We start from the raw sequence: 21,127 nt of genomic DNA, 5'->3' as shown, positions 1-21,127 counted from the left end.
AGCATGGCCACCATTCCGTACTGCCAAGGCGAAGACATGCGCATCGTTCTGCTCTTCCTGACGTTCCTCCTGGCCGGCCCGTTGCAGGCCAACCCGTTCGACGTCAAACCCGACTTCCTGCCGGTCAACCAGGCGTTCGTGCTGACCCACGACCGCCAGGCCGACGGCCAGATGCGCCTGTTCTTCCAGATCAAACAGGGTTACTACCTGTACCAGAAGCGCCTCAAGTTCGACGGTTTGCCCCCCGACCAACAGCCGCAACTGCCGCCGGCACTGAACCACCACGACGAGTTCTTCGGTGACAGCGCGGTGTACCGCGACCAGCTGGAACTGCTGATCCCGGCCAATGCCCAAGGCCAGTTGCGCCTGGGCTGGCAGGGCTGCGCCGACGCCGGCCTGTGCTACCCGCCGCAAACCACCGCCATCGACCTGGGTGGCAGCGTGACGCCGGCCTCCGAGCAAGCCAGCGACCAGGCCCTGGCCAGCGGCCTGCAGAGCGCCAGCCTGGCCTGGAGCCTGCTGGCGTTCTTCGGCCTGGGCCTGTTGCTGGCCTTCACCCCCTGCTCGTTGCCAATGCTGCCGATCCTTGCCGGCCTGGTCCTGGGCAACGGTGCCAGTGCCCGGCGTGGCTGGCTGCTGGCCGGGGTCTATGTGCTGAGCATGGCGCTGGTGTACGCGGCCCTGGGCGTGGTCGCCGCGCTGCTGGGCGCGAGCCTGCAGGCGTGGCTGCAGCAACCCTGGCTGCTGGGCAGCCTGGCCGGTTTGTTCATCCTCCTCGCCCTGCCGATGTTCGGCGCCTTCGAACTACAGCTGCCGGCAGCCCTGCGCGATCGCCTGGACCGCGCCGGCCAAGGCACCCGCGGCGGCAACCTGTACGGTGCAGCGTTGCTCGGCGCGCTGTCCGGCCTGCTGCTCGGCCCGTGCATGACGGCGCCACTGGCGGGTGCACTGCTGTACATCGCGCAGAGTGGCGATGTGCTGCAAGGCGCACTGGTGCTGTTCAGCCTCGGCCTGGGCATGGGCGTGCCGCTGCTGTTGCTGGTGACCCTAGGCAACCGCTACCTGCCGCGCCCTGGGGCCTGGATGAACCGGGTCAAGGGTATTTTTGGTTTCGTGTTCCTGGCCATGGCCCTGTACACGGTGCGCAGCCTGCTTGCCGCGCCTGTGGTACTGGCCCTGAGCGGCGCCTGGCTGATTGCCCTGGGCTGGGCCAGCTGGCCGGCGCTGCAGCGCTTGCCAGCACTGCGCGCGGTACCCTTGCTGGGCGCATTGTGGGGTGGCTTGCTGCTGGTCGGCGCGGCTGCAGGTGGTGATGACCTGTGGCAACCGTTGCGGCCGTTCGCTGGCGGTCCAGCACCCGCCGCGGTACAAAAGGCCGACGAACACTTCGTCACGGTCAGCAGCCCTGAGGCCTTGCAACGCGAGCTCGATGCCGCGAAGGCCCGCGGCCAGTGGGTCATGGTCGACTATTACGCCGACTGGTGCGTGTCGTGCAAGGTCATGGAAAAGCAGGTGTTCTCCCGCCCCGACATCCAAGCGAGCCTGGCCGGCGTGCACCTGCTGCGCCTGGACGTGACCGCCGACTCCGCGGCCAGCCGCGCCCTGCTGCAGCGCTACCAGGTACCTGGCCCACCCAGCATCATCTGGCTCGGCCCGGAAGGCGAAGAACGTCGCGCACGGCGCATCACGGGTGAGGTGGATGCCGCTGCGTTCCTGCAACACTGGACCCAGACCCGGAGCCAAGGCTGATGCTGACGGTAACCCTCGGCCCACTGACCATGGCGCTCAACCACCTGCTGATGCTCGCCGCCCTCGGCGTGGCCTGCCTGGTTGGCTGGTGGGTCGCCCGGCGGGGCGGCGAAAGCCCGGAATCGGCGCTGTTCAACCTGTTCCTGATCGGCCTGCTGTGCGCCCGCCTGGGTTTCGTATTGGCCTACTGGCCGATGTACCGCGACGACCTGCTGCAGGTCATCGACATCCGTGACGGCGGTTTCCTGCTCTGGTCGGGCCTGGTCGGCATCGTCCTCGCCACCCTCTGGCAGGGCTGGCGCCAGCCTGCCTTGCGTCGCCCGCTGGGCTGGGCACTGTTCAGCGGTGCGCTGTTCTGGGGCCTGAGCAGCCTGGGCAGCCACCTGTACAGCAAGGGCACCGCCTTGCCCGAGCTGAGCCTGCGCAATGCCGCTGGCCAGTCCGTGGCGTTGCACAGCTACCGTGGCAAGCCGCTGGTGATCAATATCTGGGCCACCTGGTGCCCGCCATGCCGCCGGGAAATGCCAGTGCTGCAGCAGGCCCAGGGCGAGTACCCCCACGTGACCTTCATCTTCGTCAACCAGGGTGAAACGCCCGAGAACGTCACCACCTTCCTGGCCACCACTGGTCTGAGCCTGACCCACGTGCTTTTCGACGGCACCGGCGTGCTGGCCCAGCGGGTTGGCTCGATGGCCCTGCCCACCACCTTGTTCTACGACGCCGACGGCCGCCTGATCGGCAGCCACCTCGGCGAGCTGTCGCGGGCCAGCCTGCGCCATGCCCTGGAACCTTTCGCGCGGGCCAAGGCGCCCGCCCCTGCCGCACAAGGAAACTGACATGCGATTGACTGCCCTGCTACCCCTGTCCCTGGCCCTGCTGGCCGCCCCGCTGGTGCAGGCCGAAGAACTGCCCAAGGCGATCCAGCAACTGCAAGCCAAGGGCGCCGAAATCAAGGGCAGCTTCGATGCCCCCAACGGCCTGCGCGGCTACGCCGCCGAATACCAGAACAATGCCCTGGCCCTGTACCTGACCCCGGACGGCAAGCACGTGCTGGTCGGCAGCCTGTTCGACGAACAGGGCAAGGACCTCAGCGCCGAGCCGCTGCAGAAGCTGGTGTACGCGCCGATGAGCAAGGAGATCTGGGCGAAGATGGAGAAAACCGCCTGGATCGCCGATGGCAAGGACAGTGCGCCGCGCAAGGTGTACCTGTTCAGCGACCCCAACTGCCCGTACTGCAACATGTTCTGGGAACAGGCGCGGCCCTGGGTGGAGTCGGGCAAGGTGCAGTTGCGCCATATCATGGTCGGCATCATCCGCGAAGACAGCCCGGGCAAGTCGGCGGCACTGTTGGCAGCCAAGGACCCGGCCAAGGCGTTGCATGAGCACGAGAAAGCGGGCAAGGCGAGTGCCTTGAGGCCGCTGGACAAAGTGCCGGATGCCGTGCAGCAGAAGCTGGCGGCGAACATGGCACTGATGGAGGAGATGGGGCTGCAGGCGACCCCGGCGATCTTCTATCAGGATGAGCAGGGCAACCTGCAGAGCCAGCAAGGCGCACCGCGGCCAGAGCTGCTTGGCAAGATTCTCGGCAAGCGCTGATACCTGGTTTGTCAGTTCCGGCCTCTTCGCGGGCAAGCCCGCTCCCACAGGTACTCCGCAAGGCTTGATCCAGCGAGGTTTCTGTGGGAGCGGGCTTGCCCGCGAATGGGGCGCAAAGCGCCCCCGTACGGTCTAAAGCCCTTCCAGCTCAGCCATCAAGTCACTGAGCCGATCCGCCTTGCCCTCATCCAGCTCACTGCCCTGCAACCCACGCACATACTCGGCCAACTCCTCCACCGTGCTGCACTCGAACATCGCCCGCAACGGCACGTTCAATTGCAGCTGCTTCTGCACCCGCGAAGCGATCTGCGTGGCCAGCAGCGAATGCCCGCCCAGCTCGAAGAAGTTGTCACGCACCCCGACCCGTTCGGCCTTGAGCACATCGCCCCAGATACCCGCCAGCACCGCTTCCAGCTCATCCCGCGGCGCCAGGTAGGCCTGGCTGTGCTGCCCACCGATCTCGATGGTCGGCAGCGCCTTGCGGTCAAGCTTGCCGTTGGCGTTGTGCGGCAGGCTGGCGAACCAGCCCCAGTGCAGCGGCACCATGTACTCCGGCAACTCGGCTCGCAGGCGCTGCTTGATCTGCTCCAGCAACGCGGCTTCGGCAACCACACCCTGGTGTGCCACCAGGTAGCCAACCAGGTGCTTGCCATTGGCGGTTTCCTGCACCCCCACCGCCGCATCGCGAAGCTCGGCCTGCTCGTGCAGACGCGCCTCGATCTCGCCCAGTTCGATACGGTAGCCGCGGATCTTCACCTGATGATCGATGCGCCCGACATACTCCAGCACCCCGTCCGGGCGCTGCCGTGCCAGGTCGCCGGTGCGGTACAGGCGCTCGCCCGGCGCCCCGTGCGGGTGGGGGATGAAGGCCAGTGCCGTGCGCACCGGGTCGCCAACATAGCCGCGACCGACGCCGGTACCGGCCACACACAACTCACCCACCGCACCCAGCGGGACCAGGGCCTGATCTTCGCCATACAGATACAGCCGGTTGTTGTCGGTCGGCGTGCCGATCGGCAGGTAGCTGCCGCGGGTCGAGGCCATGTCGACGCGGAAGAAAGCCACATCATCCGAGCACTCTGCCGGCCCGTAGGCATTGACCAGGCCAACCTGCGGATAACGCTGCAGCCATTGCGCAGCAAGCTCCGGCGGCATCGCCTCGCCGGTCGGCAACATCCAGCGCAGGCCATCAAGCGCCTGATGATCGTTGGCCAGCATGCCCTGGATCAGCGACGGCACGCTTTCCAGCACACTGATACCAGTGGCTTGCACATGCGCCAGCAAACCGTGTGGGTCATGGGCGATGGCGTTCGGCACGATCTCCACCCTGGCGCCGAACAACGGCGCGGCGAGGAACTGCCAGACCGAAATGTCGAAGCTCTGCGAGGCAGTCTGGGCGATCACGTCGTGCTCGCTCAGGGCCAGGTACGGCACCTTGCTTAGCTGGTTGTTGAGCATCCCGCGCTGCTCGACCATCACACCCTTGGGCAACCCGGTGGAGCCGGAGGTGTAGATCACGTAGGCCAGGTTGTCCGGCCCACTGTGGATGCCGGGGTTATGGCTGGCGATGCTGCTGCCCTGCACCTCCTCCCACACCAGCAACTGTGGCCGCGCCACACCGGCCAGCTCATCGAGCAACTGGCGCGCCTGCTCGGCACAGGCCGCGCTGCACACCAGCACCGGCGTGTGGCTCAGTTCGACGATACGCTGCAGCCGCGCCGACGGCAGGCCCGGGTCCAGCGGCAGGTAGCCGGCGCCAGCCTTGAAGCTGCCGACGATCATGCCCAGCAACGGCAAGCCCCGCTCGGCCAACAAGGCAACCGGCTGGTCGATGGCCACACCCGCTGCGACCAGGGCATGGCCCAGGCGGTTGGCCGCCAGGTTCAGCCCGGCATAGTCATACGATGCTTCCAGGCAGCAGGCGACGGTGCGCTCGGGGTGGGCAGCGACCTGCGCTTCGAACAGCGCCACGTAGCTCTGCTCCAGCGGGTAGGCGTGCCCGGTACGGTTGCAGTCGTCGAGCAGGAAGCGCTGTTCGTCCGCGCCCAGCAACGGTAACTCACTCACCTCCCCTTCAAAGCCTTGCACCAGTGCCAGCAGCAGGCGCTTGAACTCGGCCAGCAGGCGCTCGACGGTCGGGTAGTCGAAGTAGCGCTGGTCGAAGGACAGGTGCAGGCCCAGGTCATCCCCTGGGTAACACACCGCCGTCAGCGGGAAGTTGGTGTGGGTGCGGCCGGAGTCAGAGCTGGCATTGAGGTGCTGGGCGTGGTCGAGTACCGCGGTTTCCACCGGTGCGTTCTCGAACACGAACAGGCTGTTGAACAGCGGCTGGCCCTTGGGCAGTTCGCTGCATTCCTGGATTGCCACCAGCGGCAGGTACTCGTACTCGCGCAGCTCCATGTTGCGTTCCAGCAGGCCCTGCAACCACTGGCGCACGCTGTGGCGCTGGCCCGGCTCGGGCAGCTGCACGCGCAGGGCGATACTGTTGATGAACAGGCCCACCGTGCGCTGCATCTGCGGCAGGCTCACCGGGCGCCCGGCCACGGTCACGCCGAAGGCCACATCGCGATCGCCGCTGTAGCGCGCCAGCACCAGCGCCCAGGCCGCCTGGGCGAAAGTGTTGATGGTCAGCTGGTGGGCCTGGGCCAGTTCGCGCAGACGCACGCCGTCGCTCACCTCCAGGCGGGTGTAGCAGTCACCCACCACCATGCCGTCACCGGCGTGGTCGTTGCGCAGCGGGCGGTCGCTGGGCAGCGCGGTGGCGCGCTCGAAACCGGCCAGGTTGGCCTGCCACCAGCGGCGCGCCTCGCCCATGTCCTGGCGCTGCAGCCAGCCGATGTAGTCGCGGTAGCGCGGCGGCACAGGCAATTGAGCCTGGCGGCCTTCGCCCAGGGCCTGGTAGAGCGCGAAGAAATCATTCATCAGCAACGAACGGCACCAGGCATCGATGAGGATGTGGTGGTTGCTCATCATGAACCAGTAGCGCTGGTCATCGACGCGCACCAGGCGCAGGTGGAACGGTGCCTCCTGCAGCAGGGCAAAGCCCGCTTCCCGCTCTTGCTTGTGCAGGGCTTGCAGGCGCATCTCCTGGGCCGCTTCATCAAGGCCGCGCCAGTCCTGGTAGTCCACCGGCGTGTTAGCCGGTTTGTGGATGATCTGCAGCATCGTCTCGCCAGCGTTCCAGCTGAACGAGGCGCGCAGGGCCTCGTGACGCGCCACCACGGCCTGCCAGGCCTGGGCGAAACGCTCGGGGTCGAGCGCGCTGTTGATGCGGTAGCGGTCCTGCATGTAGTAAAGGCCGGTGCCCGGCTCCAGCAGGGTGTGCAACAGCATGCCTTCCTGCATCGGCGTCAGCGGGTAGACGTCTTCGATCCGGGCAGCGGGGACCGGCAGTGCGTCGATCTGCGCCTGGGTCAGGTGCGCCAGCGGGAAGTCCGACGGCGTGAAGCTGCCGTTGCCATCGGCCAGGCAGTGACTGACCAGGGCCAGCAGTTCCTCGCGGTACGCCTCGGCCAACTGCGCGATGGTCTGCGCGTCATAGCGCTCGCGGCTGTAGGTCCAACGCAGTTGCAGGGCCCCCCCGTAGACCTGGCCATCGACGCTGAGCCAGTTCGGCAACGGCGCATCCAGGTCATGGGCCTGGCCGGCCGGCGCATCCAGCGGCAGGAACAAGGCGGCCTCGTCGAACTGCTGGTCGAACTGGCCCAGGTAGTTGAAGGTGATGCGCGCCTGCGGCAGTGCCGCCATGCTCTCGCGGCTGGCAGCATCGCCCAGGTAGCGCAGCACGCCGTAGCCCAGGCCCTTGTGTGGCACCTGACGCAGTTGCTCTTTGATGCGCTTGATCGACGTGCCACGCGCGGCATCGTCATCGCCGGCCTGCGGGTTCAGGCGCAGCGGGTAGGCGTTGGTGAACCAGCCAACGCTGCGGGTCAGGTCCATGTCCTCGAACAGGCCGTCGCGACCGTGGCCTTCAAGCTGCACCAGCACTTCCTGATCACCGCTCCAGCGGCACAGGGTGCGAGCCAGCGCGGTCAGCAGCAGGTCGTTGACCTGGGTGTGGTAGGCCGCCGGTGCCTGTTGCAGCAACTGCCGGGTCTGCTCCACGTCCAGGCCGATGGCCAGGGTTTCAGCATGCCGATGCAGGTTGCCACCCTGCGGGTGATCGCACGGCAGCTCATGGCGCACGCTGCCGAGCTGGTCTTGCCACCAGCCCAGTTCGTCGCGCAGCGAATCGCTGCCGGCGTAGCTGGCCAGGCGCGCGGCCCAGTCGGCCATGGCGTGGGTCTTGGCCGGCAGTGGCTGACCGCGATACAGCGCCTGCAGGTCTTCGAGCAGCACACGCCAGGACACACCATCGACCACCAGGTGGTGGATCGCCAGCAGCAGGCGCTGGGCGCCCTGCCCGTCGCTCACCAGCAAGGCACGCAGCAGCGGGCCCCGTTCCAGGTCAAGGCTGCGTTGCACGTCGGTGTACAGCGCCTGGCAGTCGGCGAAGTCGGCGACCGTGGCCGTCCACAGCAACTGTTCTGCAGGCTGCGCGGCGAATGCAGCGTGGCCTTGGGTGAAGCGCAGGCGCAGGCTGTCGTGATGCGCCACCAGCCCGGCCAGGGCCTGTTCAAGGGTGGCACGGTCCAGAGGCTGGCGCGCTTCCAGCAGCACCGCCTGGTTCCAGTGCTGCGGCTGGGTCACGTCACTGTCGAAGAACCAGTGCTGAATCGGCGTCAGGCCGCTACGCCCCTCGCGCGGGCCCTGCTCGATGCTGCTCGGCGCCGCACTGCGGCTGGCCACGGCAGCCAGGGTCTGGATGGTCTGGTGCTGGAACAGGTCACGCGGGGTGAACTGCAGGCCCAGCTGGCGCGCACGGCTGACCACCTGAATCGACAGGATCGAGTCGCCGCCCAGTTCGAAGAAATTGTCCTGCACACCCACGCGGTGAACGTTGAGCACTTCGCGCCAGACCTGCGCCAGCTGCTGCTCCAGCTCATTGGCCGGGGCCTGGTAATGCTCGCGGGCCTGCTCCAGGTCCGGTGCCGGCAGTGCACGGCGGTCGAGCTTGCCGTTGCCCATCAATGGCAGGCGTTCGAGCAGCACCAGGTGCGCTGGCACCATGTAATCCGGCAGGTGCTGACGCGCATCGGCCTTGACCGCTTCGCGCAGCCTGAATTGCGCATCGCTGTCGCCAGTGGCCTGCTTGCACACCAGGTAACCTACCAGTTGCTTGCCACCCGGCAGGTCAAGGGCCAGGACCACGGCCTCGTCGACATCGGCATGCGCCTGCAGGTGGCTTTCGATTTCACCCAGCTCGATGCGAAAACCGCGGATCTTCACCTGTTGGTCGGCACGGCCGACGTATTCCACCAGGCCATCGGCACGCAGGCGCACCAGGTCGCCGGTGCGGTACAGGCGCCCGCCGCCCTGGCTGAACGGGTCGGCGACAAAGCGCTCGGCGCTGAGGCCCGGGCGGTCGTGGTAACCCTGGGCCAGGCCGGCACCGCCGACGTACAGCTCGCCGATCCCCCCTTGCGGCAGCAAGGCCAGGTCCTCGTCAAGGATGTAGGCGGTGCGGGCCCCGATCACCCGGCCGATCGGCACGCTGCCAGCGTCGGCGGGCATGACCTGCGGCGCCAGGCAGGCCAGCGGCATGACCACGGTTTCGGTGGGGCCGTAGGCGTTGAAGAACTGCTGCGGGGCAAACGCCTGGCGGATGCGCTGCAAGTGCTCGCCAGTCAGCGCTTCGCCGCCGGTGATCACCAACCGCACCGGCAGCTGCTGGCGCTGTGCGGCGAGGTACTGGGCCAGCTGGCTGCCATAGCTCGGGGTGAAGCCAAGAACGCTCACCTGCTGCTCGCGCACCAGCTGGCAGATTTCCTCCGCACCCCATTGGCCCTGGGCACGCAGGACCACGCGGGCGCCGCACAGCAGCGGCACCAGCAAACGTTCGCTGGCCGCGTCAAAGTTGATCGAATAGAAGTGCAGCTCGCAGTCATCGCTGCGCATGCCAAAGGCGTCGATCACCGCCTGGCAGTGCATGCCGATTTCACCGTGGCTGACCATCACGCCCTTGGGCTTGCCGGTGGAACCGGAGGTGTAGATCAGGTAGGCCTGATGCTGCGGCAGGTTGAGGTTGTCCAGCGGCGCATCGCTGTAGGCCGACAGGCTCGCGACATCGTCTTCCAGGCTCCAGCGGGCCACACCATCAGGCAATTCACCCAGGGTTGCGAGCAGGGCGCGCTGGCTCAGCAGCAGGCCGATGCGGCTGTCCTCGATCATGTAACGCAGGCGGTCGAGCGGGTACTCCGGGTCGAGCGGCACATAGGCGCCACCGGCCTTGAGAATGGCCAGCAAGCCGACCACCATTTCCAGCGAGCGCTCCAGCGCCAGGCCCACCCGCACCTGCGGGCCGACCCCGCGTTCGCGCAGGGCGCGGGCCAGGCGGTTGGCCTGCTGGTCGAGCTCGGCGTAGGTCATGTGCTGGCCGGCGAAGGTCAGCGCACCGGCGTTAGGCGTGCGTGCAGCCTGGGCAGCGAACAGACCGTGAAGGGTGTGGTCGATGGCGAAGTCCTGTTCGCCCTGCAACTGCCCGATCAGTACCTGCTGCTCGGCATCGGCCAGCATCGGCAGCTCGCACAGGCGCTGCTGCGGGTTGTCGAGCAGGCCGACCAGCAACTGCTGCCAGTGCTCGGCCATGCGCGCGATGCGCGGCTCATCGAACAGGTCGCGGCTGTAGGTCAGGCAGCAGCCCAGGCGGCCGTCGAGGTCGGTGACCTCCAGGTACAGGTCGAACTTGGTGGCGCTGGCGTCGTTGACCAGGTAATCCACCTGCATGCCAGCCAGCGTGCGGCTCTGCTGGAAGGCCCAGCGCTGCACGTTGCACATCACCTGGAACAGCGGGTTGTAGGCGCTGCTGCGCGGCGGCTGCAGGGCCTCGACCAACTGGTCGAACGGCAAGTCCTGGTGCGACTGGCCTTCAATGGCGGCCTGGCGCACCTGGTCGAGCAAGGCGGCGACGGTCATTTGCCCGTCCAGCTCGCAACGCAGCACCTGGGTGTTGAGGAAGGCGCCGATCAGGCCTTCGCTTTCCGGGCGGATGCGGTTGGCCACCGGCGCGCCAATGCGCAGGTCGCGCTGGCCGCTATAGCGGTGCAGCAACGCGGCCAGCGTGGCGGTCATGGTCATGAACAGGGTCAGCCCACGCTGATGGTTGAAGGCATGCACGCGGGCGACCAGCGCCGGGTCGAGGTCGAAGCGGTACAGCTCGCCACGGTGGCTCTGCACGGCCGGGCGCGGGCGGTCGGTGGGCAGTGCCAGCACGGGGTGCTCATTGCCCAGGCGGTCTTTCCAGTAGGCCAGCTGGCGTGCGCCCTCGCCGCTTTCCAGCCATTGCCGCTGCCATACGCTGTAGTCCAGGTATTGCACCGGCAGCGGCGCCAGCGGCGATTCGCGCTCGTCGACGAAGGCTTCGTAGAGCTCGCCCAGCTCGCGGGCGAAGATGTCCATGGCCCAGCCTTCGGTGACGATGTGGTGCAGGGTCAGCACGAAGTAGTGTTCGCGGCCTTCGGTCTTGGCCAGGCAGGCGCGCAGCAGCGGGCCGCGTTCCAGGTCGAACGGCTGGTGGGCCTGGTCGTCAGCCAGTTGCTGCAGGCGCTGCTGACGGGTACCCGCCGGCAGCGCCGTGAAGTCCTGCCAATCCAGGTGCAGCCCGCTGTCGCCGGCCACGCACTGGTACGGCACACCCTCGATACTCGGGAAGGTGGTACGCAGGGTCTCGTGGCGCATGATCAGCGCCTGCAGGGCGCGTTCGAAGGCATCCACATGCAGGGCTCCACGCAAACGCGCCATGCCGCCAACATTGTAGGCGGGGCTGTCCGGCTCCATCTGCCAGAGGAACCACATGCGCTGCTGGGAGTACGACAGCGGCACGGCCTGGCGGCGGTCGACCAGGGCGATCTGGCCTTGCCGGTTGCACTCACCGGCAGCGCGGATACGGGTGATTTCCTCACAGAACGCAGCCAGCTCGCTGGCTTCGAACAACGCCTTGAGCGGCAGCTCGACATCGCACGCCTGGCGGGTGCGCGAGACAATCTGGGTAGCCAGCAGCGAGTGGCCGCCGAGGGCGAAGAAATCGTCGTGCAGGCCCACCTGCGGCAGGTTCAGCACCTCGCGCCAGATGGCCGCAACCTGCTGCTGCAGCGCGGTCTGTGGCTCGACGTGGGCACGCTGCTGCCAGACCGGTGCGGGCAGCGCCTTGCGGTCGATCTTGCCACTCGGGCCCAGCGGCATCTGCGCCAGGCCGATCAATTGGGACGGCACCATGTACGCCGGTAGTTGCCCGGCCAACGCCACCAGCAAGGCATCGGACGGTGCGCTGCCGCTATAGTAGCCGACCAGTTGCGCGCCGACCGCGTCGTGGTGGATCAGCACCACTGCCTGTTCGACACCCGGCTGGGCCAGCAGGCAGGCCTGCACTTCTTCCGGCTCCACGCGAAAGCCACGCACCTTGACCTGCTGATCGAGGCGACCGAGGTATTCCAGGGCGGTGTTCTGCACCTGCCAGCGGGCGCGGTCACCACTGCGGTACAGGCGCGCGCCATTGCCGTCGGCCTGGGGCACGAAACGCTCGGCGGTCAGGCCTGGGCGGCCCAGGTAACCACGGGCCACGCCGGCACCGCCCAGATACAGCTCGCCCGGCACCCCAGGCGCAGCCAGTTCAAGCCCATCGTCCAGTACCCGGCAGAGCACGTTGCCCAATGGGCGACCGATCGGCGAACGCTCGCCATCGGCTGCCTGGCAATGCCAGTGGGTGACGTTGATGGCGGTTTCGGTCGGCCCATAGCGGTTGTGCAACTGCACTTGCGGCAGCAACTGCAACACACGGTCACGCAGGTGCGAAGGCAGCGCCTCGCCCCCGGAGAACAGCCGGCGCAGGCTGCTGCAGCCGGCGGCCAATGGTTCCTGCACGAATACCTGCAGCAGCGGCGGTACGAAGTGCAGCGTGGTCACGCCATGCGCCTGCACCAGCGCGGCGATGCGCTGCGGGTCGCGGTGCTCGCCGGGGCCGGCCAGCACCAGCTTGCAACCGGTGATCAGCGGCCAGAAGCACTCCCACACCGACACGTCGAAGCTGATCGGCGCTTTCTGCATCAGTACGTCGTTTTCATCCAGCGCGTAGCGGGCCTGCATCCACTGCAGGCGCTCGGCCAGTGCAGCATGGGTGTTACCTACACCCTTCGGCCGGCCAGTGGAGCCGGAGGTGTAGATCACGTAGGCCAGGTTGTCGCCGTGCAGGTGCAGGCCCGGCGCCTGGCTTGGCCAGCTGTCCAGGTGCAACTGGTCGAGGGCGATGGCACTGACGCCGTCAACCTGCGGCAGCGTGCCAAGCAGGCTGCTGTGGCTGAGCAGCAGGCTGGCCTGGCAGTCGCCCAGCATGTAGGCCAGGCGCTCGGCCGGGTAGTCGACATCCAGTGGCACATAGGCACCGCCAGCCTTGAGGATGGCCAGCAAGCCGACCAGCAGCTGCGGCGAACGCTCGACGGCGATGGCCACGCAGGTGTCGGGCCCGACACCTTTGTCGCGCAGGTAGTGCGCCAGGCGGTTGGCCTGCTGATGCAGCTCGGCGTAGCTGAGGCTGCCGCCCTGCCACACCAGGGCAGTGCGCTGCGGGGTCAGCCGGGCCTGTTCGTTGAGCTGCTCGACCAGCAGCTGTTGCGGGGCGGGCGCAGGTGCCTCACCCCATGCCAGCAGTTGCTGACGAGCCTGCTCATCCAGCAGCTGGACGTCGCCCAACGGCAGTTGCGGCTCTGCACAGACTTGCTCGAGCAGCGCCAGCAGGTGCTGGGCCAGGCGCTTCACCGTGTCGGCCTCGAACAGCTCGGCGGCGTAGTCGAAAGCCAGGCTCAGGCGGCCCTGATGGTCTTCCTCGCTGTGCAGCTGCAGGTCGAACTTGGCTTCGCGGCTGTGCCACGGCAGCTCTTCGGCGAGCAGGCCCGGCAGGCGGCGCAACGCCGAAAGATCACGCTGCTGGTGGTTGAACATGACCTGGAACAAGCCCTGCTCGCGGGCCTCTGGCAGGGCTTCGAGCAGTTGCTCGAACGGCAGGTCCTGGTTGGCCTGGGCGCCGAGGGTCGCTTCGCGCACCTGGGCCAGCAGCTGGGCGAAGGGCAGGCGGCCGTCCAATTGCGCACGCAGCACCTGGGTGTTGATGAAGAAGCCGACCATGCCCTGGGTTTCCTGGCGCGGGCGATTGGCGTTGGGCACGCCGACGCGAATGTCGGCCTGGCCGGTGTAGCGGTGCAACAGGCCTTGCCAGGCCGCCAGCAGGACCATGAACAGGCTGGCCTGCTGTTCGCGGGCCAGGCCCTTGAGGGCATCGCCCAGCCTGGCCGGCACTTTCACGCTCAGGCGTGCGGCACGGTTTTGATGGAGGCTTGAGCGCGGCTGGTCCGGGTACAGGTCGAGCACCGGCGAAGTGTCGCCCAACGCGGCCTTCCAGTACCCCATCTGGCGCGCACTCTCGCCCTCGGTCAACCATTGCCGCTGCCAGGTGCCGTAGTCGGCGTAACCCAGTGTCAGCGGCGCCAGCTTGGCGTCCAGGCCCTGGCACCGGGCGGCATACAGTTTGGCGAACTCGTCGAGGAGGATGTTCAGCGACCAGCCATCGGCGACGATGTGATGCAAGGTCACCCAGAGTTGATGGTCTTCATCATCCAGGCGCACCAGGGTCACGCGCAGCAGAGGGCCCTGAGTCAGGTCGAAAGGCTGCTGGGCCTCGTCCTCGCGGCGCTGGCGCACGTGGTCAGGCGCCAGCCCTTCGAAGTCCAGGCGCTGCAGGCTGAACGGCAGCTGCGTCAACACATGCTGCAACGCCTGCCCGTCTACTTCACTGAATACCGTGCGCAGCGATTCGTGGCGTGCTACCAATGCTTGAAATGCCGCTTCGAGCGCGGCCTCGTTCAGCTCGCCGCGCAGGTGCAGGCCCGCAGGAATGTTGTAGGCCGCAGACTGTGGCTGCAATTGCCAGGTCAGCCAGAGGCGGTTCTGAGCCAGCGACTGCGGCAAGGCCTGGCCACGGCTCAGGGCCGTGATAGCGCGGGTTGCCCCGGCGCCTTCCGCCAGGATGGCTGCCACGCAAGCGCTGTACTCGACCAGCGTCGGCGCCTCGAACAGGGTACGCAGGCTCAGCTCGATAGCCAGCTCGTCAGCCAGGCGGGCGGTGACCTGGGTGGCAGCGATGGAATTGCCGCCCAGCAGCAGGAAATGATCTTCAGCGGCAACCGCCTCGACCTTGAGGACCTCGCGCCAGATGCTGGCGATGCGTGCCTGCAGATCATCAGGCGTTGCAGGCTCTGCAACCGGCCCGGCAGCCATGGGGAAGCGCGCATAGCAATCCAGGCTGCCGTCGTGCAGGCGCAGGCGACAGGCCGAACGCTGCAGCTTGCCACTGGAGGTCTTCGGCAACGCGCCCGGGTTGAGCAGCAGGACCACGGCCGGCGCCTGGCGACAGGCATCGGCGATCACCTGGCGCAGGGTCTTGATCAGGTCGTCGGGTTTGACCGCCTTCTGCACGTTGCGGCTGATTTCCACCGCCACGCCGATGCCCTCCTCGCCCTGGTCGTCGACCGCGAACACGGCCACCCGGCCCTTGCGCAGCACTTCGACCTCCCGCTCCAAGGTCTTTTCCAGGTCTTGCGGGTAAAGGTTCTGGCCGCGGACGATCAGCATGTCCTTCAGGCGCCCGGTAACGAACACTTCACCATCACGCATGAACCCCAGGTCGCCGGTACGCAGCCAGGTCTGGCCATCCCGTTCGACGAAGGTGCGCGCCGTGGCCTCTGGGTTGCGCCAGTAACCCAGGGCGATGCTCGGGCCGCCGGCCCAGATCTCGCCGACCTGGTTGTCGCCCAGGACTTCCAGGTGCTGTGGCTCGACGATGCGCAGCGCATGGCCAGGCTGCGGGTAGCCGCAGCTCATCAGCACACTGCCCTTGCCGGCTTCGGCACGGTTGGCGGCGAGCGCCTCGGCGTCCAGCTCCAGCGCGCCGATGCCCTGGCCACGGCGGCTGCCACTGACGAACAAGGTGGCTTCGGCCAGCCCATAGCTGGCAAAGAAGCTGCCCGGCTGGAAGCCGCAGGCCGCGAACGTGTCGGCGAAGGTGGCGAGGCTGTCCTGGCGGATCGGCTCGGAGCCGGAATAGGCCACACGCCAGCGGCTCAGGTCGAGGCCGGCCAGGGCCGCCTCGCTGACCCGTTCGCTGCACAGCCGGTAGGCGAAGTCTGGCCCGCCGCTGATGGTGCCGCCGTACTCGCTGATTGCCTGCAACCAGCGCAGCGGCCGGGCGAGGAAGTAACCCGGCGACATCAGCACGCAGGGCACGCCGCTGAAGATCGGCTGCAGCAGCCCACCGATCAGGCCCATGTCGTGGTACAGCGGCAGCCAGCTGACGATCACGTCGTCGGGGTTGAGGTCGATGCCAAAGCCCGAGCGGATCAACTGCTCGTTGGCCACCAGGTTGCCGTGGCTGACCTGCACGCCCTTGGGCAGTGCTGTGGAGCCAGAGGTGTATTGCAGGAAGGCGATGTCGTGCCCTTTCAGCGCCGGCTCGCGCCAGCTGGCGGCCAATACCGGATCAAGCGCATCTACCGCCAGCAATTCGGGGGCGTTGTCGCCGCTCAGGGCCTCAAGACCCTGCAGGCTGTCGTGCAGCGCCGCAACGGTCAGCAGCAGGCGCGGCTCGGCGTCGTCGATGATCGACAGCAGGCGCTCCTGGTGATGCCGACGTGACGACTCTGGTGGATACGCCGGCACGGCAATGATGCCGGCGTACAGGCAACCGAAGAACGCCGCCACATAGTCCGGGCCGCTGGGGAACAGCAGCACGGCCCGCTCGCCGAACCCGGCACGGGCCTGCAATGCCGCAGCGATGGTGCGCGCACGCGCATCCAGGTCGCGATAACTGAGCACGGCCTGCTCGCCGGGGGCATCGGCCAGAAAGCGCAGGGCGATGCGGTCCGGGGTCAGCGCGGCGCGTTGCACCAGGGCCTGGACCAGCGAGAGCGGGAGTTCGAAGGCGTCCGTCATGGGGGGTTCCTGCCAGTGTCTGGTTGAGTCGGGCTGGCTGCCCCGCGCAAGGTCGGCGGGCAGCGGCCGGATGTACACAGGGGAACGGATGGGCACGGCAGGAAATTAGCGGGGCGAAGGGGCGTGAATGGCGGCGGAGGGTGAACTGCGTCACGCTCGCTGGCTTAGAACTGAAACTAATAGAAACTCATTAACTTTCGTATTTGACAATCATTATCATTCTGAATAGTTTGTCGCACGTCGTTGGAAGCTTCCCCTCATGGGGTACTCCCTCCCCCCTTCGAGACAAGGTGATTTCCATGGCGGAACAACTATCCACAAGTAAGTGCGATTCACCATTACTCCAGGCGTTCGTCGACAACCGCAGCATCCTGGTCAAGATCGCGGCGCGCATCACCGGCTGCCGCTCACGCGCCGAGGATGTGGTGCAGGACGCCTTCTTCCGGCTCAGCGCCGCCCCACAGATCACCTCGTCGTTCAAGGCGCAGCTCAGCTACCTGTTCCAGATCGTGCGCAACCTGGCCATCGACCATTACCGCAAGCAGGCGATGGAGCTGAAATACTCAGGCAGCGAAGAGGAAGGCCTGAACGTGGTCATCCCGAACGCTTCGCCCGAGGCCACGCACATCAACCGGGCGGCACTCGAGCATATCGCCGAAGCGCTCAACGAACTGCCCCAGCGCACCCGCTATGCCTTCGAGATGTACCGCCTGCATGGTGTGCCGCAGAAAGACATCGCCAAGGAACTGGGGGTGTCGCCGACCCTGGTCAACTTCATGATTCGCGATGCTTTGGTGCATTGCCGCAAGACTGCCAACCGCCAGACCTGACAGCGCGGCGTCGCTCTTTTCGCGGGCAAGCCCGCTCCCACCGAGACAGCACAGGCTCTGAAGCCTGTGGGAGCGGGCTTGCCCGCGAAGCGCGGCGACACGGTCTCAGACCAGCTTGCAGCGCTCGAAGAACCGCTCCCGCCCCAGAATCATCAGCGCCGCGCGCTTGTGCGGGAAGTCGAATTCCTTGTCGCAATGGAAGCACTGGTCGTGCATGTAGCCGATCATCTTGCCGTTGTCGGCGCGCGGCTCAGCCACCACCCGCTGGGTGCGCGGGTCATCCAGAAACAGGTAGTGCACCAGCGCCGACAGCCAGCTGGCGACCTTGTGCGGGCCACGGTGCGCCTCCTCCCCCACCAGCATATGGATGCCACGGTCGTAGTCGTCTGCCGGGTAGAACGGCGCGATGCGGTCCTCCTTGGCCCAGTAAGCTTCGAAGTAGGCAAACGGCTGCTCATCGAAATAGCCAATCAGGGTCAAGGCATGGGGGTCGGCTTCAAGCTTGGCCAGGTACTCGCGGTGCTGCTCCAGCGAGCCCGCTTCCTGCCAGAATTTCTCTACCCGCGGGTTGTTCTGCCAGCGGTTGAAGCGCTCGAGGTCCTGGTCGATTTCCAGGGTCCGCAGCGAAACCCAGGCGCCCAGGCGCGCATCGAACCGGCGATACACCTCGCCACGTGGCTTGGGTGCCCGGCGCGGGTGGCGCTTGCCGTTGCTGAACTGCATCTGCTGCGGGTAGGCAGCGCTGGCCGAGGCGCCCAGCCACGGCTGTGGCAACTGCCAGAACAACGCGCGTTCGCACAGGTAGACGCCCTCGGCTTGGCAGGCCAGCAACAAACCACTGGCCAACGCCTCGGGCACGCTTGCCGACAGATGCACAGCCAGGCGCTGACGCGCCGGGTCACGCGACAGCAGCCAGTAGCAAGCAGCCCACAAGGCCTGTTGCGGGCGCTGCGAACACAGGGTCTGCACATGCACTTGCAGCGTATCACCTGGCACCAGGCGCACCTGGATCAGTGGGCGGCCTTCAAGGGTCAGGCTCAGCCAGTTGTCGCCCTCCTCGGCATCGAGGTTGCGCCAGCGTGGGAAAGACAGGGGCTGCGAAGCGGCATCGAACGGCATGGTCTTGGCTCACGGCAAATGAAAGAAAGGCTCAATGCTGATGACGTGCCCATGACAGGGGAATTTAGTCGTTCGGCGCGGCGACCGTGATCTGGTAGGGCTGGAAGATGCGCGTCAGTTCACCGGTGTCGCGCAGGTTACGCATCAACCTGGCGAACTGGCGATCGCTGATCGGGGCATCGGGGCGTAGCAAGGCATAGTGGTGATAGACCTGGTCGACGCGCTGCGAAGCGATCAACTGGTTGACGCTTTCGGGGTTGCGGGCCTGGAAGTCGCTCAAGTACGAGCGCGTCACCAGGGCGATGTCAGAGCGGCCGGCCTGGACCATCAGCAGGTTGCTGTCATGGGAGTAGGTCAGCGTCGCGTTGTACATCTTGCGCAGGTAGGTGGGGTCGGGGTTGAAGTTGGCGAAGGCGTAGTGATAACCGTTGAACAACGCCAGGCGCTTGCCACCCAGGCTATCGAAGTAGTGCTGGTCAAGGCCATCGACCTTCCTGGCGACGAACACTTCGGCATCCTCCAGACCCATGTCCACCGTCTGGTGGGGGATCTGCTGCCAGCCCCACTCGGGGTTCTCGAAGATCGCCATGTCGGTGCGACCTTGCTGGAAATCACCAAAGCGCCGCTGAATGGAGGTGGGCACCAGGACGAAGTGGTAGTCCTGCTGCAGGCGGTTCAAGGCCTCGACCAGCTGTGGCAGCAAACCGGTGTCGGCGCCCTGCTCCGGGCGCACGGTATAAGGCGGGAAATGCGCAGCGCCGATCTTCACGTCGATGGCCTCGGCGGCCCACGCTGGCACCGCCAGCCAGGTTGCAGCCAGCATCAACAGGGTGGACATTACCTTCAGGCCGGGCGCTGGAGTCAAAGCGGACACTCATCACGGTTCATACCTGGATGCGCCTAAGCTAGGCGTTTTCCCGATACGGCACAACTGCTGGTTATGCCAAAGTGAGGGCATTTTGCCAGGGGATGCCGTGTGGCCAGACATTGGCTACGCTGCTCTGGCATATATGGCGAGGGAGCCTGGTATGGGCCACTGGTTGGTGATCGACCTGGAAGCCACCACCGATGACGGTGGCTGGCCGGTCACGGAGATGGAAATCATTGAAATCGGCGCCAGCCTGGTGACCCGCGAAGGCCGTGAAGTTGACCACTTCCAGCGTTTCGTGCGGCCCCGGCGGCGGCCACAGCTGACACCGTTCTGCCGGGAGCTTACGCACATCAGCCAGGCCAGTGTCGACAGTGCCGCGGCGTTCCCCGAGGTGTGGGCGCATTTCGAGCGCTGGCTGGGGCACCATCGCGGGCAGCTGCAGGCCTGGGTCAGCTGGGGCGACTACGACCGCCAGCAGCTGCTGCAGGAGTGGCGCCAGCATGCGGTCGAAAGCCTGCTGCGCGAGCTGCCGCACATCAACCTCAAACAGCGCTTCGCCAAGGCCCGCCACCTGCAGCGCCCGGCCGGGCTCAATGGTGCACTGCAGCTGGCCGGCATGCACTTCTGCGGGCAACAGCACCGGGCCCTGGAAGATGCGCGCAACACCGCACGCCTGCTACCCTTGAGCCTGCCTGCGAACGGCACTTGAAAGCAGATGACGGGGCGAATGGGCTTGGGCATACTGGCCAGCCCTTTTTCACCCCCATTCTTTCAGGAGTCGCCCATGTTCCAGGTCAACGAGTACTTCAACGGCACCGTCAAGTCGATCGCCTTTGCTGGCGAAGAAGGCCCTGCCACTGTGGGCGTGATGGCCCCGGGCGAATACGAGTTCGGCACCGCCAAGCGCGAGATCATGCACGTGGTGTCCGGCGCCCTGACCGTCAAGCTGCCAGGTAGCGACAACTGGGAAACCTTCAACGCTGGCGACAAGTTCAACGTACCGGCCGACAGCAAGTTCCAGCTGCAGGTGAAGGTGGATACTGCCTACCTGTGCGAGTACCGCGACTAAGCGCTGGCCTGCTCCGGCCTCTGCGCGGGTAAACCCGCTCCCACAGGTTTGGCACCACACTCGAGGGCAGTGGTGAACCTGTGGGAACGGGTTCACCCGCGAAAAATCCAGCACTAAACCTTCAGGAAATTCGCAACCTTTTCAGCCGCAGCCTGCAGATGCTGCTCATGGCTGAACCCCGAAGCCTTCAGCGGCTTCAGGTCATGATCCCCCGCCACCAGCCAGCTCACCTCGATCGCCGGTGACAGCGCATACTTCTCGACAGCCTCACGATTCCCCAGCGCATCCCGCTCCCCCTGCACGATCAACGTACGCGTCTTCAGCCCTGCCAGGTGCTCGACCCTGGGCTTTTCAGGCTTGCCAACCGCATAGAACGGATACCCCAGGCACACCAGCGCATCCGCGCCCAGTTCATCGGCCAGCAGACTGGCCATGCGCCCGCCCATCGACTTGCCGCCAATGGCCAGCCTGCCCGTGACCAAAGGTCGCACCTGCCGGTACACCTCGCGCCAGCATTCGAGCAGCACCTTCTGCGGATTGGGCGGCCGCTTGCCGCCGCCGTTACGCCGCTCGGCCATGTAGGGGAACTCGAAGCGAACCACCGCCACCCCAAGCGCCGCCAGCCTTTGCGCCATTTCGTTCATGAAATCGCTGTCCATCGGCGCCCCCGCGCCATGGGCCAGGATCAGGCACGCGGACGCACCGCCCTCGCCCCCGTTTCGCGGAGGATCGCAGCGCAAGCCTGGGACATTTCCGACTTGCGCCCATTGATCCCCGTCAATACCGGCACTTTGCCCATTAATCATGCTTGCCTCGCTG

General features: G+C 66.4%; 10 protein-coding genes. 6 read left to right on the top strand and 4 right to left on the bottom strand.

Annotation, left to right across the window (positions count from 1 at the left end; translation table 11 throughout):
* Positions 1 to 36: 36 nt before the first annotated feature.
* From dsbD to dsbG, 3 genes are read left to right on the top strand one after another with little or no spacing between them, the layout of a single operon-like run.
* Positions 37 to 1,749, top strand: a complete 1,713-nt coding sequence (dsbD, locus tag OCX61_RS07935) for a protein-disulfide reductase DsbD (RefSeq protein WP_261943303.1) — start codon at positions 37 to 39, stop codon at positions 1,747 to 1,749.
* Positions 1,749 to 2,585, top strand: coding sequence for a TlpA family protein disulfide reductase (locus OCX61_RS07930; protein ID WP_261943302.1), 837 nt, complete (start codon positions 1,749 to 1,751; stop codon positions 2,583 to 2,585). The genes dsbD and OCX61_RS07930 overlap by 1 nt, the downstream gene beginning before the upstream one ends.
* A gap of 1 nt (position 2,586) precedes the next feature.
* A complete protein-coding gene (dsbG, locus tag OCX61_RS07925; RefSeq protein ID WP_261943301.1) occupies positions 2,587 to 3,345 on the top strand; it encodes a thiol:disulfide interchange protein DsbG in 759 nt (252 codons plus the stop codon).
* 132 nt (positions 3,346 to 3,477) lie between these two features.
* Here dsbG and OCX61_RS07920 read toward each other — a convergent pair whose 3' ends face one another.
* The gene (locus OCX61_RS07920) at positions 3,478 to 16,419 is read right to left on the bottom strand and encodes a non-ribosomal peptide synthetase (protein ID WP_261943300.1); all 12,942 of its coding nucleotides are present in this window, start codon (positions 16,417 to 16,419) and stop codon (positions 3,478 to 3,480) included.
* Positions 16,420 to 16,718: 299 nt separating this feature from the next.
* Between OCX61_RS07920 and OCX61_RS07915 the strand changes: the two genes are divergently transcribed.
* A complete protein-coding gene (locus OCX61_RS07915) occupies positions 16,719 to 17,249 on the top strand; it encodes an RNA polymerase factor sigma-70 (RefSeq protein ID WP_261943299.1) in 531 nt (176 codons plus the stop codon).
* A gap of 105 nt (positions 17,250 to 17,354) precedes the next feature.
* Here the strand turns inward: OCX61_RS07915 and OCX61_RS07910 are convergent, their stop codons facing one another.
* Both OCX61_RS07910 and OCX61_RS07905 read right to left on the bottom strand, forming a co-directional pair.
* Positions 17,355 to 18,368, bottom strand: a complete 1,014-nt coding sequence (locus OCX61_RS07910) for a GNAT family N-acetyltransferase (RefSeq protein WP_261943298.1) — start codon at positions 18,366 to 18,368, stop codon at positions 17,355 to 17,357.
* A 64-nt stretch (positions 18,369 to 18,432) separates the two neighbouring features.
* Positions 18,433 to 19,233: a substrate-binding periplasmic protein gene (locus OCX61_RS07905; RefSeq protein WP_261944282.1), complete on the bottom strand. Its 801-nt coding sequence runs from the start codon at positions 19,231 to 19,233 to the stop codon at positions 18,433 to 18,435.
* 163 nt (positions 19,234 to 19,396) lie between these two features.
* Between OCX61_RS07905 and OCX61_RS07900 the strand changes: the two genes are divergently transcribed.
* Positions 19,397 to 19,948: a 3'-5' exonuclease gene (locus tag OCX61_RS07900; RefSeq protein ID WP_261943297.1), complete on the top strand. Its 552-nt coding sequence runs from the start codon at positions 19,397 to 19,399 to the stop codon at positions 19,946 to 19,948.
* 75 nt (positions 19,949 to 20,023) lie between these two features.
* Complete coding sequence (gene ppnP / locus OCX61_RS07895) at positions 20,024 to 20,308, top strand: pyrimidine/purine nucleoside phosphorylase (RefSeq protein WP_013973489.1); 285 nt, start codon at positions 20,024 to 20,026, stop codon at positions 20,306 to 20,308.
* 113 nt (positions 20,309 to 20,421) lie between these two features.
* Here the strand turns inward: ppnP and OCX61_RS07890 are convergent, their stop codons facing one another.
* Positions 20,422 to 21,114, bottom strand: a complete 693-nt coding sequence (locus OCX61_RS07890) for an alpha/beta family hydrolase (protein ID WP_261944281.1) — start codon at positions 21,112 to 21,114, stop codon at positions 20,422 to 20,424.
* Positions 21,115 to 21,127 lie beyond the last annotated feature (13 nt).

It is taken from the genome of Pseudomonas sp. LRP2-20 (assembly GCF_024349685.1).
Classification (GTDB): domain Bacteria; phylum Pseudomonadota; class Gammaproteobacteria; order Pseudomonadales; family Pseudomonadaceae; genus Aquipseudomonas.
Note: the sequence above shows the minus strand (reverse complement) of the source record. Positions and strands in the feature narration are given on the sequence as shown.

What these genes read in the sequence shown, in the direction of transcription:
- dsbD (WP_261943303.1), top strand. Translation starts at nt 37, where the DNA reads ATGCGCATCGTTCTGCTCTTCCTGACGTTCCTCCTGGCCGGCCCGTTG.
- OCX61_RS07930 (WP_261943302.1), top strand. Translation starts at nt 1,749, where the DNA reads ATGCTGACGGTAACCCTCGGCCCACTGACCATGGCGCTCAACCACCTG.
- dsbG (WP_261943301.1), top strand. Translation starts at nt 2,587, where the DNA reads ATGCGATTGACTGCCCTGCTACCCCTGTCCCTGGCCCTGCTGGCCGCC.
- OCX61_RS07920 (WP_261943300.1), bottom strand. Translation starts at nt 16,419, where the DNA reads ATGACGGACGCCTTCGAACTCCCGCTCTCGCTGGTCCAGGCCCTGGTG.
- OCX61_RS07915 (WP_261943299.1), top strand. Translation starts at nt 16,719, where the DNA reads ATGGCGGAACAACTATCCACAAGTAAGTGCGATTCACCATTACTCCAG.
- OCX61_RS07910 (WP_261943298.1), bottom strand. Translation starts at nt 18,368, where the DNA reads ATGCCGTTCGATGCCGCTTCGCAGCCCCTGTCTTTCCCACGCTGGCGC.
- OCX61_RS07900 (WP_261943297.1), top strand. Translation starts at nt 19,397, where the DNA reads ATGGGCCACTGGTTGGTGATCGACCTGGAAGCCACCACCGATGACGGT.
- ppnP (WP_013973489.1), top strand. Translation starts at nt 20,024, where the DNA reads ATGTTCCAGGTCAACGAGTACTTCAACGGCACCGTCAAGTCGATCGCC.
- OCX61_RS07890 (WP_261944281.1), bottom strand. Translation starts at nt 21,114, where the DNA reads ATGATTAATGGGCAAAGTGCCGGTATTGACGGGGATCAATGGGCGCAA.